Origin of the sequence: Aeromonas schubertii (genome assembly GCF_000820105.1) — a bacterium.
Classification (GTDB): domain Bacteria; phylum Pseudomonadota; class Gammaproteobacteria; order Enterobacterales; family Aeromonadaceae; genus Aeromonas; species Aeromonas schubertii.
On record NZ_CDDB01000040.1, the window covers coordinates 1 to 15595 of the forward strand.

At 62.0% G+C, this 15595-nt stretch carries 12 protein-coding genes; 2 read left to right on the plus strand and 10 right to left on the minus strand.

The features are described 5' to 3' along the window. The coding region (locus BN1133_RS07980; protein ID WP_197273658.1) for a PepSY domain-containing protein at window positions 1-647 on the minus strand (647 nt) is incomplete at its 3' end. A gap of 613 nt (window positions 648-1260) precedes the next feature. Here BN1133_RS07980 and BN1133_RS07985 point away from each other — a divergent pair. Next, window positions 1261-1557 carry a YciI family protein gene (locus tag BN1133_RS07985; RefSeq protein WP_050666078.1) on the plus strand — a complete coding sequence of 99 codons (297 nt, stop codon included), beginning with the start codon at window positions 1261-1263 and terminating at the stop codon, window positions 1555-1557. Window positions 1558-1821: 264 nt separating this feature from the next. Here the strand turns inward: BN1133_RS07985 and BN1133_RS07990 are convergent, their stop codons facing one another. The 3 genes from BN1133_RS07990 to BN1133_RS08000 all read right to left on the minus strand — a co-directional run bounded on the left by BN1133_RS07990 (window position 1822) and on the right by BN1133_RS08000 (window position 6412). Further along, a complete protein-coding gene (locus BN1133_RS07990) occupies window positions 1822-2235 on the minus strand; it encodes a GNAT family N-acetyltransferase (protein WP_050666019.1) in 414 nt (137 codons plus the stop codon). Between the two features lie 772 nt (window positions 2236-3007). Further along, on the minus strand, window positions 3008-5101 hold the full coding sequence (locus BN1133_RS07995) for a hypothetical protein (RefSeq protein WP_050666020.1): 2094 nt from the start codon (window positions 5099-5101) through the stop codon (window positions 3008-3010). A 156-nt stretch (window positions 5102-5257) separates the two neighbouring features. Further along, window positions 5258-6412 carry a Na/Pi symporter gene (locus BN1133_RS08000; protein WP_050666021.1) on the minus strand — a complete coding sequence of 385 codons (1155 nt, stop codon included), beginning with the start codon at window positions 6410-6412 and terminating at the stop codon, window positions 5258-5260. A 220-nt stretch (window positions 6413-6632) separates the two neighbouring features. Between BN1133_RS08000 and BN1133_RS08005 the strand changes: the two genes are divergently transcribed. Beyond that, window positions 6633-6929 (plus strand): hypothetical protein, encoded by a 297-nt coding sequence (locus BN1133_RS08005; RefSeq protein WP_050666022.1) that lies wholly within the window; start codon window positions 6633-6635, stop codon window positions 6927-6929. A 77-nt stretch (window positions 6930-7006) separates the two neighbouring features. Here the strand turns inward: BN1133_RS08005 and BN1133_RS08010 are convergent, their stop codons facing one another. The 6 genes from BN1133_RS08010 to BN1133_RS08035 form a co-directional block, all read right to left on the minus strand. Then, a complete protein-coding gene (locus tag BN1133_RS08010; RefSeq protein ID WP_050666023.1) occupies window positions 7007-7330 on the minus strand; it encodes a hypothetical protein in 324 nt (107 codons plus the stop codon). A 405-nt stretch (window positions 7331-7735) separates the two neighbouring features. Then, entirely contained in the window at window positions 7736-9082 is a 1347-nt protein-coding gene (locus BN1133_RS08015) for an APC family permease (RefSeq protein WP_050666024.1), read from the minus strand. A 385-nt stretch (window positions 9083-9467) separates the two neighbouring features. Continuing rightward, window positions 9468-10817, minus strand: coding sequence for an APC family permease (locus tag BN1133_RS08020; protein ID WP_050666079.1), 1350 nt, complete (start codon window positions 10815-10817; stop codon window positions 9468-9470). 364 nt (window positions 10818-11181) lie between these two features. After that, entirely contained in the window at window positions 11182-12468 is a 1287-nt protein-coding gene (gene gabT / locus BN1133_RS08025; protein WP_050666025.1) for a 4-aminobutyrate--2-oxoglutarate transaminase, read from the minus strand. 53 nt (window positions 12469-12521) lie between these two features. Continuing rightward, the gene (locus BN1133_RS08030) at window positions 12522-13970 is read right to left on the minus strand and encodes an NAD-dependent succinate-semialdehyde dehydrogenase (RefSeq protein ID WP_050666026.1); all 1449 of its coding nucleotides are present in this window, start codon (window positions 13968-13970) and stop codon (window positions 12522-12524) included. Between the two features lie 11 nt (window positions 13971-13981). Further along, a complete protein-coding gene (locus tag BN1133_RS08035; RefSeq protein ID WP_050666027.1) occupies window positions 13982-15370 on the minus strand; it encodes a glutamine synthetase family protein in 1389 nt (462 codons plus the stop codon). Window positions 15371-15595 lie beyond the last annotated feature (225 nt).

Sequence of the window (15595 nt, forward strand, 5' to 3'; positions counted from 1 at the left end):
ACCTGGGGAGTCTCCATGCGGCAATCCGGGCTCACCGTCATGGGGCCATAGCTGCTGCCCGGGCTGAAGTCATAGCGCCCGCTCTTCTGGTTACCGCCATAGCCTCTGGCCTCCTGGCGGGTGAGCCCCTCCCATCGATCCAGCACCTCGCCACTGTGGGCGTCGATCAGGGTGAAGGGGCGGGCCAGCCCATCGCCGCTCGGATAGAGGAAATCCACCAGATAGGCCAGACGTGCCTTCTGCTCCCCATCGAGGGTGATCAGGAGGCGGGCGTTGGCGGCATCGCCGCCGGCGACACCCTGCTCGGCCTCGGCGATGTCGATGGCCTCTCGCTCACCGAGGGTGGGGGTGGTCGAGTCGATATCCTCGCCGATGGCGGTGACCACCTTCCCTTCCCGCGCCAGCAGCACCCCCTTGCCCGAGCCCTGAACGATGGAGTGGCCGTAGACGGGGATCCCTTGATAGAGCTGCTGCTGCCGGCTCCAGGTCTGGTCGCCGATGGTGAGCCTCTGCTCCTCGCGAAAGGCGAGGGAATCCTTGCCCGTTGGAGCAGCGAAGGGGGTGATAGCCAGGTCGGCGATGTCGATCAGGTCGGCCGCCATCGAGGGGAGTGACAGCAGCAGGACGCCGCAGGGGAAATATTTCATGACCGGTTCCTTATGGTTTGGCACGCATATCCACAGGCAGGAAGGGCCTGCGATGTCGTGGCCGGAATAGACGATACTGGAAACAGAGCGGGTTGCTTATCGGTGACCGACAGCCATATCCCCGCACCTGGTAAAGGGTATTGCCATCGTGAGGCGTGGTAAGTTGAAAGGTGTGTCAATTGACATCGGTAACCCCATGAAATAACAGGGATTGATGAATTGGTGATTAGCTGTTCCTTATATGAACTTACTGCTTTTATTGTTATTTTTTGCGCTCTGCTCCAGCCCCCTTCGGGCTTGGTTTATTCCCTTTTTATTATTCCAGTGGCATCAGGTCTGACCATTGAGGTGGGGGCGGTTTAATGGTTCGTTTGTCATTATCTCTCCTTCACCCATCTTGATAGTTCCGCTCTAAAAGGCTTGTATTTTCGCCGGTAATATGGGGCGGTGAATGGAAGCCCTCTTTTGGTGGTGGCCTGCGGCAACCGCTATTGGCCAACGCCGCGAAGAGGCCGCTGCGCAGGGCGGTGACGCCCATCGCTTTCTAGGTGGCACCGTCATGTTAAGTTGAGCGGGAGCCCGATCAGGCGGGCGAGCTGCTTGGGAGATGGCGATGGCGCACTACCTGTATCGACTCACACCGGCCCGGGGCGATCTGTTGGTCACAGGCCCAACCCCGACTGAGGCGGCCCATATCGCCGCTCACCTTGCCTATCTGGAAGCGTTGAGCCGGCGCGGTGTGGTGCGCTTGGCCGGACGGACACTGGACGAGGGGCCCGACACCTTCGGCCTGGTGATCTTCGACGCTGTCGATGAGCAAGCCGCCAGGGCCGTGATGGAGGGAGACCCGGCTGTGGTGCAGGGTGTGATGCTGGCGCGTCTGTGGCCGTTTCGCATCGCCTTGCCATAAGCGACCCCGTGCGGGAAGAGGCGCCTGTCACCACACATACCTTTTTCATCGCTCGGTTCCTTAACGGGTTTATCGGGTGATGCACGGCATCACCCTGTGTCATCACGTTACCCAAACAGAGAAGAGGGTACTTATACGGATTGGGGAAAAATGACGCGATTTCCCAAAACAGGGAGCCCCCCTGGTGTCTTTGGGTGCCGAGCGGTGTCTTGTTGGCTCGCCGGGGGCTATGGTGTCCCTCCCTTTGGCCGGGGCAGCGACCGGCTAAACCAACTCCTCGGCGCTGGCGATAGTCCAGGCGCTGGAATGGGCGCTAAAGCCTAGCTTGGGGTAATACCCGGTGGCCTGGGGGGCGGCAAGCAGGATCAGCTTGCACCCCTGATGCAGCGCCTCGAGGGTGTGGCGGATCAGCGCCTTGCCGATGCCTCTTGTCTGCATCTCATCGGCGACCGCCAGATCCGACAGGTAGCAGCAGTAGTGAAAGTCCGTCACCGAGCGGGCCACCCCCACCAGCTCTTCTCCCGACCAGGCGGTGACCAGCAGATCGGCGTGCTCCAGCATGCCGGCTATGGTGGCCGCATTCTCGATAGGGCGCCTGGCCCCCAGGCTGGTGCGTTTGAGCAAGGCGACAAACTGCTCGGCCGTGACGGGGTGGTTGATACGGTAGTCAATATCCATGATGTGGGCTCATCCGTGATGGGGTAACAGAAGGGTGATATGCCCACTCTTTGCACCAAAAGGCAAGAGGGAGGCCGCGCCGCTAAGGGGCGAAGAGTGGAGCCCCCTTCAGTCCGCCGAGGGGAGGGTACTGTGTCAGAAGCGCTCAGTAGCGGCTTCAATGCATCAAGTCTTAGCAAGGGCATCAGCGGGGCAGGGTATTGGCTCCCCTTTCAATCCGCCGAGGTGAGGGCGCAAGGTCAGGGACGATCAGTGGCTACATCAATGCATCCCGTATCGGTAAGAGTATCCGTGGGGCAGGGTATTGGTTCCCCCTCTGATTCGCCGAGTTGAAGCCATCAGGCCAGGTCGCGAGACAGGGATGTCGAGCGAGGGGCGGCGGTCCAAGGATGGACCGTCGGCGCGTGCCGTCGGCCTGATGGCTGAGGCGAGGGTACTCGACGAAGGAGAGCGAATCAGCGGGGGTGGCCTTTCTTTTGGTGACTTTTCTTTGGCTACGCAAAGAAAAGTCACTCGCCACAGCCCGCAGGGCGGGCGAACCCCTTTCGAGGGCAGCGCCCTCGCATGCAGGGTGCCCGTCGTAGGCAAGGAGCTCGACCGAGCTCCCCCTGGTGGGCGGGCGAACCCCCTATGCGGCGCAGCCGCATCAAAGGGCATGCCACAGGCAAGGAGCTTGGCCGAGCGCCTCCCGTGTTCGGCGTAGCCGCAAATGCCCAAGGCGCAGAAATAAAAAGGCGCGGTCGATACCGCGCCTCCTGGGTCAAGGCGTCGTTCAGGCGCCACTCTTTCTCGGGTTGAGGGAGAGGATCCGGGTCTTGCTGACCTTGTGGCGGTAGATCTCGCGCAGATAGAGGACCGCCTTCTTGACGCATTCGCGGCTGAGGCGAATGTCGTTGATGGAGACATACTTCTCCTTCTCGCGAATCAGCTCCCGGTACTTCTTCTCGTACATGGGTTTGATGGCGTACCAGTTGGTGTCGAGGATCTTGGCCGGGTTCTCGAACTCGTTGAGCATGTCGTCCAGCGCTTCGGCATCCCACTGGTCATCCTGGATCAGATCGAGGATCGCCTTGTCGAGGTGATCGTCGAAGCGGTAGTGATCCCGGGCGAAGCAGCGCTTGATAAAGGCGACGATCAGGGTAAGGAAGTCATCGCTCAGGCAGGGGCTCTTGACGATCAGGGTGGTCAGGGAGATGTTGGCCGAGGCACCGATCACCAGGGCGTAGCGCTTGAGGGTGGTGTTGGGGAAGAGCCCGTTGAGATGAGACTTGAGCCGGTTGAGATCCACGTAGGAGAGCTTGTACTCCTTGGGCAGGGAGATGATCGAGACGATGGAGGAGCAGTTCTTGAAGAAGTGCAGATCGTTGAGGCGGGTCGGGTTGTGACCGCTTTGCACATAGTCGTCCAGATACTCCTGATAGTGCTCCGCCTCGATGGGGAGCAGGCTGATCCCCTCGATGGCCTGGGTGGTCTTGTTGAAGTGGGGCAGCTGGATGGAGCGGGTGAAGAGATCGTCCACGTTCAGCCCCCCCTCCCGGTCGAACAGCCCCTCCTCGGGGGAGACCGACTCCGCATAGGCGACGGCGACCGGCCCGGCCAGGCTCATGAAGAGGTCGTTGGCATCGAGGCGGATGGTCTCGCTGATGTCGATGCCGGCGCGGCGGAAATAGTTCTCGTCGTAGTCGGTGGTGACGGCCTGGGCGGTCAATATGTTGAAGATCTGCTGGGAGATGTACTGGTTGGCGTACTTCTCCATGGTGTTGACGTCTACATGCTGGATATCCCCGTCGTCGCTCTGCTCGGCGTAGCGCATGATGTCGTTGGAGATGAGCATCATGGCGTTCCAGGGGCGGATCCGCTGCAGCATGGTGGTATCTCCCGACACCTCGTTGTCGAAGTGATAGGAGAAGTCCCACTCCTCGGAGAGGTATTTGCACAGCAGGCGCCCGGCGTTGATATGCAGTGCCTCGGAGATCTCGATGCCCCGATCGCAGATGTTGGGCAGGATGCAGATCCCGCTGGTGAAGATGGGGTCGAACATGAAGTGCTCCCCGAGGGAGAGGGGCTCTTGCTCCTCTGACGGGGGGGAGAAGGTCTTGCTCATGTAGGAGTACTGCTGGGCCAGACCGAACTCGGAGGCCATGCCCGAGCCGGTGCCACCGCCGGCGCTGAAGATGTAGAAGTAGAGACGAGACTGGTTGGCCTTGATGCCGCACGAATCCACCAGATAGGTGTGGATGGCCTGCCACTGGGAGTTGGAGAAGTAGTGGGGGCTCTTGTTGAGGATGATCTTGGCCAGGTACTGACCGAGGATGGGGGCGTTACCGGCGCCCCCCGCATGGATCTCGGAGAGATCCATGACCCGCATCTTGGCGTAATCACGCAGAAACCCCCCCTCACCCCCGCGGTTGGAGTGGCGAATTCGACCGTCGATGTCCTTGTCGAGGTCTCCCAGCATCACCATGGGCTCGATCAGAAAGACGGGGCGGGCGCCGTGATGGGGCAGGCGCAGGTTGCGACGGATCCAGCGCACCGGGCCAAACTCCTTCTCTCGCTTGCGCTGCTCTTCGCTATTGAACTCGTTGAGGTAGAAGCTGCGCGCGTTGTAGACCAGAGAGGCCACATCCTGGGCTATGTTGGAGCCGCATCGCCCCAGGCCGACCAGGCAGACAGAAGGGAAGCTGTGAGGGGGCTGAGAGGTCTCTTCAGCGCCCCCCGGTACGGTGGGAAAGACCGCCTGGCGAAGCTGTTCGAGGTTATCGAGAATGCGGGCGAGATCCCCTTCCGTGTAGTAGAGATAGCGGTTACCGGTCGGGGCCGGCTCGACCATGCCTTCGCCGGGCAGGTGATCGGTGTGCTCTGTCATGAATTGGCGTCCTCTGCATCTGGGAGTGCATATAAATCAGCAACTTTGCGCTGCCTGTTAACCTTAGTCGAAGAATCGGGAGGACGTCGGCCCGACTCGTGACTGATCCCCAAATGCAAACGGCGACCCAGGGGTCGCCGTCATCTGCCACACCGTTTATTTGGCCAGCATCATCATCATGCCCGGCAGGGCGAAGAAGAGTCCCAGCACATAGCCCATGGCCAGCAGCTTGTTCTCGCTGCCCACCTCGGCCAGCTTCTCGGCGGCACGCACCGGCAGGTCGCGCAGGAAGGGCAAGCCATAGATAAAGAGGACGCCGAAGATGTTGAACAGCACGTGCACCAGGGCCACGGTCAGGGCCAGGTGAGCACCCTCACCCGTGATGGCGGTCGCCGCCAGCAGGGCCGTGATGGTGGTGCCGATATTGGCGCCCAGGGTGAAGGGGTAGAGCTGGCGGGTGGTGAAGACACCGCCGCCGGCCAGGGGGATCATCAGGCTGGTGGTGGTGGAGGAGGATTGCACCATGATGGTCACCAGGGCTCCGGAGGTGATACCGGCGATCGGGCCACGGCCCAGCGCCTTGTGCAGCAGCTCCTTGGCGCGGCCCACCAGCACGGAGCGCAATACCTTACCGAGCCAGGTGACGCAGCCGAGGATCAGCAGAATACCGATGGCGATGGTGGCCAGGGCCGGGCCCTTGCCGGGCAGGAAGGCGGTGATCCCGTCGATAAGATCCATGGCCGGTGCGGTCAGGGGCTTCATAAAGTCCATCCCCTTCATGGAGAGGTTGCTGCTGCCCACCAGCAGGTTGGCGAGGGCCTCTGCGCTGTGGGAGAGCAGGCCGAAGGCGAGCTCCAGGGGCAGGAAGATGGCTACGGCCATCAGGTTGAAGAAGTCGTGCACGGTCGCGGCGGCGAAGGCGCGGCGAAACTCCTCGCGGTTGCGCACATGGCCCATGGAGACGATGGTGTTGGTGATGGTGGTGCCGAGGTTGGCACCCAGCACCATGGGGATGGCCATGGCCATGGGCAGGCCACCGGCGACCAGGCCGACGATGACCGAGGTGACCGTGCTGGACGATTGCACCAGGGCGGTGGCCAGGATACCGAGCAGCAGGGCCACGAAGGGGTTGCTGGCGAAGGCGAAGATCTGGGCGGCCCCTTCGGCGCCACCGGAGAAGCCCTTGAAGCCGTGGGAGACGGCGGCGACGGCGACCAGGATGAGATAGACCAGGGCAATGACGCTGGCCCAGTTGAGCAGTTGGCCGTAAGAACGGTGCTGGACTTGGGACTGGGTGTGTTCGCTGTGCATTGAAGCCTCTTGGGACGGTCGGGCCGTCGGGTAGCTGAAGTCGGGCGCATTACAGCAGGGGTTTATGACGCTTTTATTACACTTTGACGTTTTGATGATGGTTCGATGACATTTTCTGACGGCTCGACGGGGCCCCGGCTCATCCATCGCGCCGGCGGGATTGCATCCTGTCATCGCCCCCTCTAGGCTGGTGGTTTTCCTACCCTGATGGAGTCTCGCGATGCGATACCTGATGATCCCTCTGCTGCTGGTGATGGGCAGTGCCCAGGCGAATCTGATTAAGCCCGACTGTACCCTGGAGAAGGTGGCCAAAAATGGGGCGATGAATGCTGCCGTCGGGGTGAAAGGTCGCTGTGATGCAGAGGACCTGGTCGAGCAGAAGAGTGAGCAGGCCAGGAAAGAGGTGAAGGCGGTCAAGGAGGGGGCCGGGGACAAGATAGAGGCGGGGCACGAGAAGCTGGAGAAGGTCACCGACAAACCGCTTCGCTCGGCCGAAGAGGCCCTGACTCGGCAGTGAAGAGAGGGGGCTGGCTCCCCCTCTCATGACAGGGCGGCATGCGAAGCGACTCACTCTGCGAGCCGCGGCTTGCCCTGTCAGAAGTGATAGCGGTCTACTCCTGCCTCAATCCAGGATTTGAGCGAGCCGGGCTCCTCCTGAATCGCCGAGATGGCCTCCTCTGTGTGAGGAGTGCCGCTTGCATCGAGGGCTAAACCCATCACCTTGCCATCCTCCAGTTTCAGGTGGTAACCCAGTGGCACCTCCATCGTCAACCCGTTGCAATCGAACTCTTCACAGACCCGGGTGATCTTGACCACTTTGCGTGTGAGTGCTCCATCGTTGAAAAAGAGATAATCGACTGGCTGCCCGTCGAGCAGCTTGGTGATGTGGCGTACGGAGTCGGCGGTAAAAATAATCATGATAACTAGCCTGTATCTAACAAAAACGGGTCGGCCGATCCGGGGCTCGGAAGCGGGGACCTGGGGGCGAACATGTTGCGAGATGGTAATTAATCGGAGACTGAGGTGTCACCGTTGTGTGCATTTTTGTGGGTAAATGAGAAAGGTTCTGTTCAGGTCCTTTTTTCATCCCTGCTGGTGTCTCCAGTGTGCAACTCGGATTGCCTGTACGAGACGCCATCACCCCCGGGGGCCGGAAGAGGACAAGATAGCCGTTTATTGGACACCGGGATGTCACCGGGCATCGTCTTTTTATGAAAAAGAGGCCGCTGCCGATATCGAGCCGTGTTGGAAAGGATCGGGGACGCCAGAGGGCGCAATGAAAACGGCGACCAGAGGGTCGCCGTTGTTATCAGAGGGAGTCCCTTAGCGGGCATCCAGCTCTTCGTACTGACGAAACGGGATACGAAACACGGCCAGACGCAGGAACAGGTAGGTGGCGCCGATACCAGCCCAGATGAGGCCCAGTTCGAGTGAGCTCTGCTCCAGATTGATCCACAGGGCCCCGATGGTGGCGGCGCCCAGCAGCGGCAGCAGCAGATAGAGCAGGTGATCTTTCAGGCTCTTGTTACGCTTCTCGCGCACCCAGAACTGACCGATCACCGAGAGGTTGACGAAGGTGAAGGCCACCAGGGCACCGAAGTTCACCAGCGCCAGCGCCATGTCCAGATCGAACGACACGGCGGAGAGGGCCAGGGCGCCCACCATCAGCACGTTGATGGCCGGGGTGCGGTATTTCGGGTGGATGTAGCCGAATACCCGCTCCGGGATCATGCGATCGCGCCCCATCACGTAGAGGATGCGCGACACGCCGGCGTGGGCCGCCATGCCGGAGGCCAGCACGGCTACCGTGGTGCACACCAGTACCACGCTCTGGAACAGGGTGCCGCCCACGTAGAGGGCGATCTCCGGCAGCACGGCGTCCGGCTCCCTGAAGCGGGCCAGATCCGGGAAATAGAGCTGCAGACAGTAGGAGACCACCACGAAGATGACGCCGCCGATGAGGGCGGTCAGTACGATCGCCTTGGGAATCACCTTGCCGGCATTGGGGGTCTCTTCACTAAGAGAGCTCAGGCCGTCGAAGCCGAGGAAGGAGAAGCAGAGGATGGTGGCACCGGTAAAGAGCGGCACCATGCCGGCCGACTCAACGTGGAACGGCCGGCTGCTCACCAGGGTGGCGGCCCCTTCGCCGTGATAAATGCCCCAGCCCATCAGGCCGATAAAGACGGTGATGATGGCCAGCTGGATGAGGACGATGGCGCCGTTGAAGTTGGCCACCAGGTTGATGCCGCGCAGGTTGAGGAAGGTCATCACGGTCACCAGAGCGAAGATGAAGACCCAGGGCTCGATCCCCGGAAACAGGGCGCTTAGATAGATCTTGGCCAGCAGGATGTTGATCATCGGCATGAACATGTAGTCGAGCAGGGAAGACCAGCCGACCATGAAGCCGATGTAGGGGTTGAACACCTTCTGGGCGTAGGTATAGGCAGAGCCTGCGGAGGGGAACTTGCGCACCAGGTGGCCGTAGCTGAAGGCGGTGAGCAGGATGCCGCCCAGCGCCAGCAGGTAGGCGGTGGAGACGCGACCGTCGGTGATCTCGCCGACGATGGCAAAGGTATCGAACACGGCCATGGGGGTCAGATAGGCCAGACCCATGACGATCACCTGGACCAGGGTCAGGGTCTTGAGCAGCTTGGCGCCTTGTGCAGCCATTATCGGGTCTCCTCCGTGCTCTCTCCCGTCAGGGAGATGAATCGGGTGCGGCAGGGAGCCGCCTGGAGATCGTGAGCGCCGGGGAGACGCAGGCCGGCACATTCCGGCACAAAAGCAGTAAAACGCCCCATTTATTCCTCATCTACAACGAGAGATTGCAGCCAATCTCGGTATCACTTCCGGAACGGTTCCGGCCTCTTGGGTGGTGGTCTTGGTCCCATAAAAGAAAGAACCGATGCCGGTTGGGCATCGGTCCTTCGATGGGGGGCGTATTGTGCATTCGCAGGGGTGGGCAGACAAGCAAAAATGGGCGCCAGATCGCATTTTTCCGCCCCTCCCGGGAGGGGGAAACGAACAAGGAGCCCGCAGGCTCCTTGTGGTCGATTTATTGCACTGCCTCGGCCTCTTCGCGCGCCCGGAACGGGATGCGGAATACCGCCAGCCGCAGGAACAGATAGATAACGCCGAGGGCGGCCCAGATCAGCCCGAGCTCGAAGGAGGCGGGCTCCAGATTGAGCCAGAGCACCCCGATACAGGCCGCACCACACAGGGGCAGCAGCAGGTAGGTCAGATGGTCTTTCAGCGTCTTGTTGCGACCCAGCTTCACATAGAAGTGGGCAATCACCGCCAGGTTGACGAAGGTGAAGGCCACCAGGGCGCCGAAGTTGATCAGGGCCAGGGCGATCTCCAGGTCAAAGGAGACGGCGGAGAGGGCCAGCACGCCCACCAGCAGCACGTTGCAGGCCGGGGTCTGCCACTTGGGATGGACATAAGAGAAGAAGCGGCGCGGCAGGGCGCGATCACGCCCCATCACATAGAGCAGGCGGGAGACGCCCGCATGGGAGGCGAGCCCGGAGGCGAGCACTGCCACCGTGGTGCAGACCAGTACCACGGCCTGGAAGAAGGTACCACCCACGTAGAGGGCGATCTCCGGCAGCACCGCATCCGGATGCTGGAAGCGGGAGATGTCCGGGAAGAAGAGCTGCAGGAAGTAGGAGGTGGAGACAAACAGCACGCCGCCGATCAGCGCGGTGAGCACGATGGCGCGCGGGATCACCCGATCCGCATCCGGGGTCTCTTCCGAGAGGGTGCTGATGGCATCAAAGCCAAGAAACGACAGGCAGAGGATGGAGGCGCCGGTCAGCAGCGGGCTGATGTGCATCTGCTCGGAGAAGAAGGGGCGGCTGCTGGCCAGGGTGCCGAGCCCTTCGCCGTTATAGACACCCCAGGCGATAAGAGCGATGAAGACGGCGATGATGCTGAACTGCATCATGACGATCAGGCTGTTGAAGTTGGCCACCAGCTTGATGCCGCGCAGGTTGAGGGCGGTCATCACGGCGGCCAGGCCGAAGATATAGGTCCAGGGCTCCACGTTCGGGAACAGGGCCTCCAGATAGATCTTGGCCAGCAACATGTTGATCATGGGCATGAACATGTAGTCGAGCAGGGAGACCCAGCCCACCAGAAAGCCCACATAGGGGTGAAACACCTTCTGGGCATAGGTGTAGGCGGAGCCTGCCGACGGAAACTTGCGCACCAGATGGCCATAGCTCAGGGCGGTGAAGAGCATGCCGATCAGGGCAAACAGATAGGCAGTGGGAACGTGCCCTTCGGTGATCTCGGTGACGATGCCGAAGGTATCGAAGACGGCCATGGGAGTCAGATAGGCGAGGCCCATGATCACCACGTGCCACAGCTTGAGGGTCTTCTTCAGACCGACCGGTTGGGTCGCCATCATGCTTTCTCCTCGCAAAGGTTCCGGGCAGAACCTTTCACAAACATACCCGGGAAGCGGATCCCGGCATCGGGGGCGCCAGGGTGGCGCAAACCGGCGTGGGCCGGCAGGAAAGCAATGATATTCCCCATGATGTTCCTCACTAAACAGCGGGTGTCGTGAGATTGCTGCCAATCTCGCTATCTTTTCCGGTTGATGCCGGCCTCGTTATGGATTTGTGTACCGCAAAAAAAGAACCGGTGTACGACTCGACACCGGCTCTTTCTGCGGTGGCGCATTGTGCATTCGTGATGCCCCCTTGACAAGCACAAAAGGGGGCGAAAATGCATTTTTTTGCAGTGGTAAGCGGTCACTTTCACGCTGGTCAGGCCAGCGCGGCCTCCAGGGATTGCTCCAGGATGGCCAGCCCCTCTTCCAGCAGTGCGACAGGGGCCGTCAGGGGGGCCAGGAAACGGATAACATTCGCGCGAACCCCGCATGAGAGCAGGATAAGACCGCGCTTGCCCGCCTCGGCCACCAGGCGCTTGGTGAGATCGGGATCCGGCTGGCCGGCATCCCCGTTTTTCACCAGCTCCATGGCCACCATGGCGCCGGGGCCACGAATTTGACCTATGCAGTCAAAACGCTCGCCTATGCGATGCAGCCGGCTCTTGATCAGCTCGCCCTGGGCCTGGGCCTTCTGGTTGAGCTGCTCCTCCTCGAGCACATCGAGTACCGCCAGGGCGGCGGCGCAGGCGATGGGGGAGCCGGCATAGGTGCCGCCGAGACCGCCCGGCTTGGCGGCGTTCATCACCTCGCTCTTGCCCACCACGGCCGAGAGGGGGAAGCCCCCGGCCAGGCTCTTGGCCAGGGTCATGATGTCCGGCTCTATGCCGCTGTACTCGGTGGCGAAGGTCTTGCCAGTGCGGCAGAAGCCGGTTTGTATTTCGTCGCAAATAAGCAGGATGCCGTGCTGGTCGCAGACCCGGCGCAGGGCCTGCAGGAAGCTTGGGGAGGCGGGGTAGAAGCCCCCTTCACCCTGTACCGGCTCTATGATGATGGCGGCGACCCGGGCCGGCTCGATGTCGGCGGCGAAGAGTCCCTCCAGGGCGGTGAGGGCACTCTCCTCGCTCACCCCCAGATAGTCGGCCGGGAAGGGGAGGTGGTAGACCTCACCGGGGAAGGGGCCAAAGCCCACCTTGTAGGGAACCACCTTGCCGGTGAGGGCCATGCCCATCATGGTGCGACCGTGAAAGCCCCCCTTGAAGGCGATAACGCCGCTGCGTCCGGTGTGGGCGCGGGCTATCTTGATGGCGTTCTCCACCGCCTCGGCTCCGGTCGAGAGAAACAGGGTGCGCTTGGGGGTGGGGCCGGGTACCAGGGCATTGAGCCGCTCGGCAAGCTCGATGTAGCCCGGGTAGGGGGTGACCTGGAAGCAGGTGTGACTGAATTTCTCCAGCTGATCGCGCACCGCGGCGATCACCTTGGGATGGTTGTGGCCCGTGTTAAGCACGGCGATGCCGGAGGCGAAGTCGATATAGCGCTTGCCCTCCACATCCCACAGCTCTGCGTTGCTGGCGCGCTCGATAAAGGCGGGCAGCAGGGTGCCCACGCCCTGAACCACGGCGGCCTCACGGCGGGCCTGCCACTGTTGGTTGCTCGATTGACTCATGATTCCTCCCTGAATGCTCGGGGGCCCTCGCCCCCGGCCGATGTCGTGGTGAATTAGCGGATGCCGCCAAAGCAGAGATATTTGGTTTCAAGGTACTCTTCGAGTCCCTCTGCCGCCCCTTCGCGGCCCAGACCCGACTCCTTGATGCCACCGAAGGGGGCCAGCTCGGTGGAGATGATCCCCTCGTTGATGCCGACCATGCCATATTCGAGGCGCTCGGCCACTCGCCAGACCCGGGCGATGTCACGGCCATAGAAGTAGGAGGCGAGGCCATAGGGGGTGTCGTTGGCCAGGGCGATGGCCTCCTCTTCACTCTCGAAGCGCACCACAGGGGCGACCGGACCGAAGATCTCCTCATCCAGGATGGGATTGCCGGGGCGGACGCCGGTCAGCAGGGTCGGGGCATAGAAGAGCGCACCGGCGTCGTGGCGACTCCCCCCGCATACCAGGTGGGCGCCGGCATCCCGGGCCGAGGCGACCAGGCTCTCGACCTTGTTGATGGCGGCCGGGTTGATCAGGGGGCCTATCTGGGTGCCATCGGCCAGGCCATCGCCCACCCTGAGGGCGGCGATGGCAGCCTGGAAGCGCTCGATGAACTGATCGTGCACCCCGGACTGAACCAGGATGCGATTGGCGCAGACGCAGGTCTGGCCGGCATTGCGAAACTTGGAGGCGATGGCGCCGGCGACGGCGGCGTCGAGATCGGCATCATCGAAGACGATAAAGGGGGCGTTGCCACCGAGCTCCAGAGAGAGGCGCTTCATGGTGTCGGCGCACTGGCGCATCAGCTGTTTGCCGATGCGGGTGGAGCCGGTGAAGGAGAGCTTGCGCACCAGGGGGTTGGCGGTGAGTTCGCTCCCCACCTCGCTGGCATGGGCCGAGGTGACGATGTTAATGACGCCGGCCGGGATGCCCGCCTGCTCGGCCAGGGCCGCCAGGGCCAGGGCACACAGGGGGGTCTCGGCGGCGGGTTTGATGACGATGGTGCAACCGGCGGCCAGCGCCGGACCCGCCTTGCGGGTGATCATGGCGATGGGGAAGTTCCAGGGGGTGATGGCGGCGACCACCCCGACCGGTTGCTTGATGGTCGCCAGGCGGCGATCCGCGCTAAAGCCCGGTATGGTGCGGCCATAGGCGCGCTTGGCCTCTTCGGCAAACCACTGGATGAAGCTGGCCCCGTAGGCCACCTCACCGCGTGCCTCGGCCAGGGGTTTGCCCTGCTCGCAGGTCATGATGCGGGCCAGCTCTTCGCCGTTCTCTGTGATGGCCTGGAACCAGGCTTGCAGTCGGTTGCCCCGCTCCTTGGCGGTGAGGGCCGCCCAGGGTCCCTGGGCCCGGTGGGCCGCCTCGATGGCGCGGCGGGTATCCTCACCGTTCATATCGGGCACCTGGGTGATGACGGCGCCGCTGGCGGGGTTGAGAACATCCAGAGTGCGGCCGCTGGCGGCCGGGCACCAGTGGCCATCCAGATAGGCCTGGGACTTGATGAGGGTATGCTGCATGGTGGGAAACCTCAGGTTGTTTTCAAAATCCAGTTGAGCTCGAGTTCGGTGACGTGGCGCTCGAACTGGAGCAGCTCGTCATTCTTGCAGATGTAATAGATGTGGCAGAACTCCTCCCCCAGATAGCGCTTGAGGACATCGCACTCCTCGAAGGCGGTCAGGGCGTCGCTCATGCGGAAGGGGAAGCTGTCGCCCTCGACGATGAGGCCGTTGCCCACCACGGGAGGCGGAGGTTGCAGCCGGTTGTCGAGGCCGTGTTGCAGTGCCGCCAGCACGGTGGCCACCACCAGATAGGGGTTGGCATCGGCGCCGGCCACCCGATGCTCGATGCGCCTGTCCTGGCGATCGCCGCAGGGGATGCGCAGGGCCACGGTGCGGTTGTTGTGACCCCAGGAGGCGTGCAGGGGCACATACATGCCGGGCTGGAAACGGCGGTAGGAGTTGACGTTGGGAGCGAGCAGGGCGATGGAAGAGGGGAGCAGGTCTATCATGCCCGCCACCGCATGGAGCAGCAGGGGCGAGTCGTCCCCTTCGGCGTCGGAGAAGAGGTTGTTGCCCTGTTTGTCGACGATGCTGATATGGATATGCATGCCGCTGCCCGCCTGATCCGGGTAGGGCTTGGCCATAAAGGTGGCCTCCATCTCGTGGCGCTCGGCTACCCCGTGGATGAGGCGCTTGAGGGCCAGGGCCTGATCGCAGGCGGCCAGCACGTCATCGGTATGGCGCAGGTTGATCTCGAACTGACCCGGGGCCGCCTCGGCCACGGCCCCGTCGAGGGGCAAGCCCTGCTGCTCGGCCACCGAGTGGACCTCCTGCAGGAAGTCGTCGAAGTCGTTGAGGTTGTCCACCGAGTAGACCTGGGCACCGATGTCCCGGCGCTGGGTCACCGGCGAGCAGGGGGGTTGGATGCGTCCATCCTCATCCCGCTCCCGGTCGATGAGATAGAACTCCAGCTCCACCGCCACCACCGGGTGAACGCCCTGGGCCTTGAGGGCCTCCCATTGGCGCTTGAGGATGTTGCGCGGCTCGATATTGAGGGCACTCTCGTCGTCGTCGAGCATGGTGAGCAACATCTGCCCGACCCGCTCCGGGTCGCTCGCCGCCGGCATCAGGGTGCCGGGAATGGGGATACAGCGGTGGTCGGGTTCGCCCAGGTCCTGGCCAAGCCCCGCCTCTTCAACCGTATTGCCGTTGATATCGAGGGCAAACACCGAGACGGGGAAGTAGCAACCCTTCTCGAGCTTTTCCAGGGAACCAATGGGAATGCGCTTGCCGCGGAGTATGCCGTTCAAGTCAGGCAACAACATATCCATATATTGCAGATCGGGGTTTTGCTGGAAGAAGGCGGCCGCCTCTTCCATGAACGGACTTCGCACGCCGTCCCTGGTCGTGTCTGTCATAGATCACCTTCATCGACTGTCAAAAATATTGAGCATGATATGACCTTAAGATGGCGGCAAATGTTTTGCAAGTGTTAAATATATTTGAAATTTTGGGGGGCGCCATGCTAGAAATGAGCCTATTCGGGGGCCTTGAGTGGGTAGTGCTCTGCCAAGGGTGTGCAGAATACTGAACATTCGGCCCGTTGGATATAGCGAACATGGGCCGCAGGTTCGGCCCGCAAG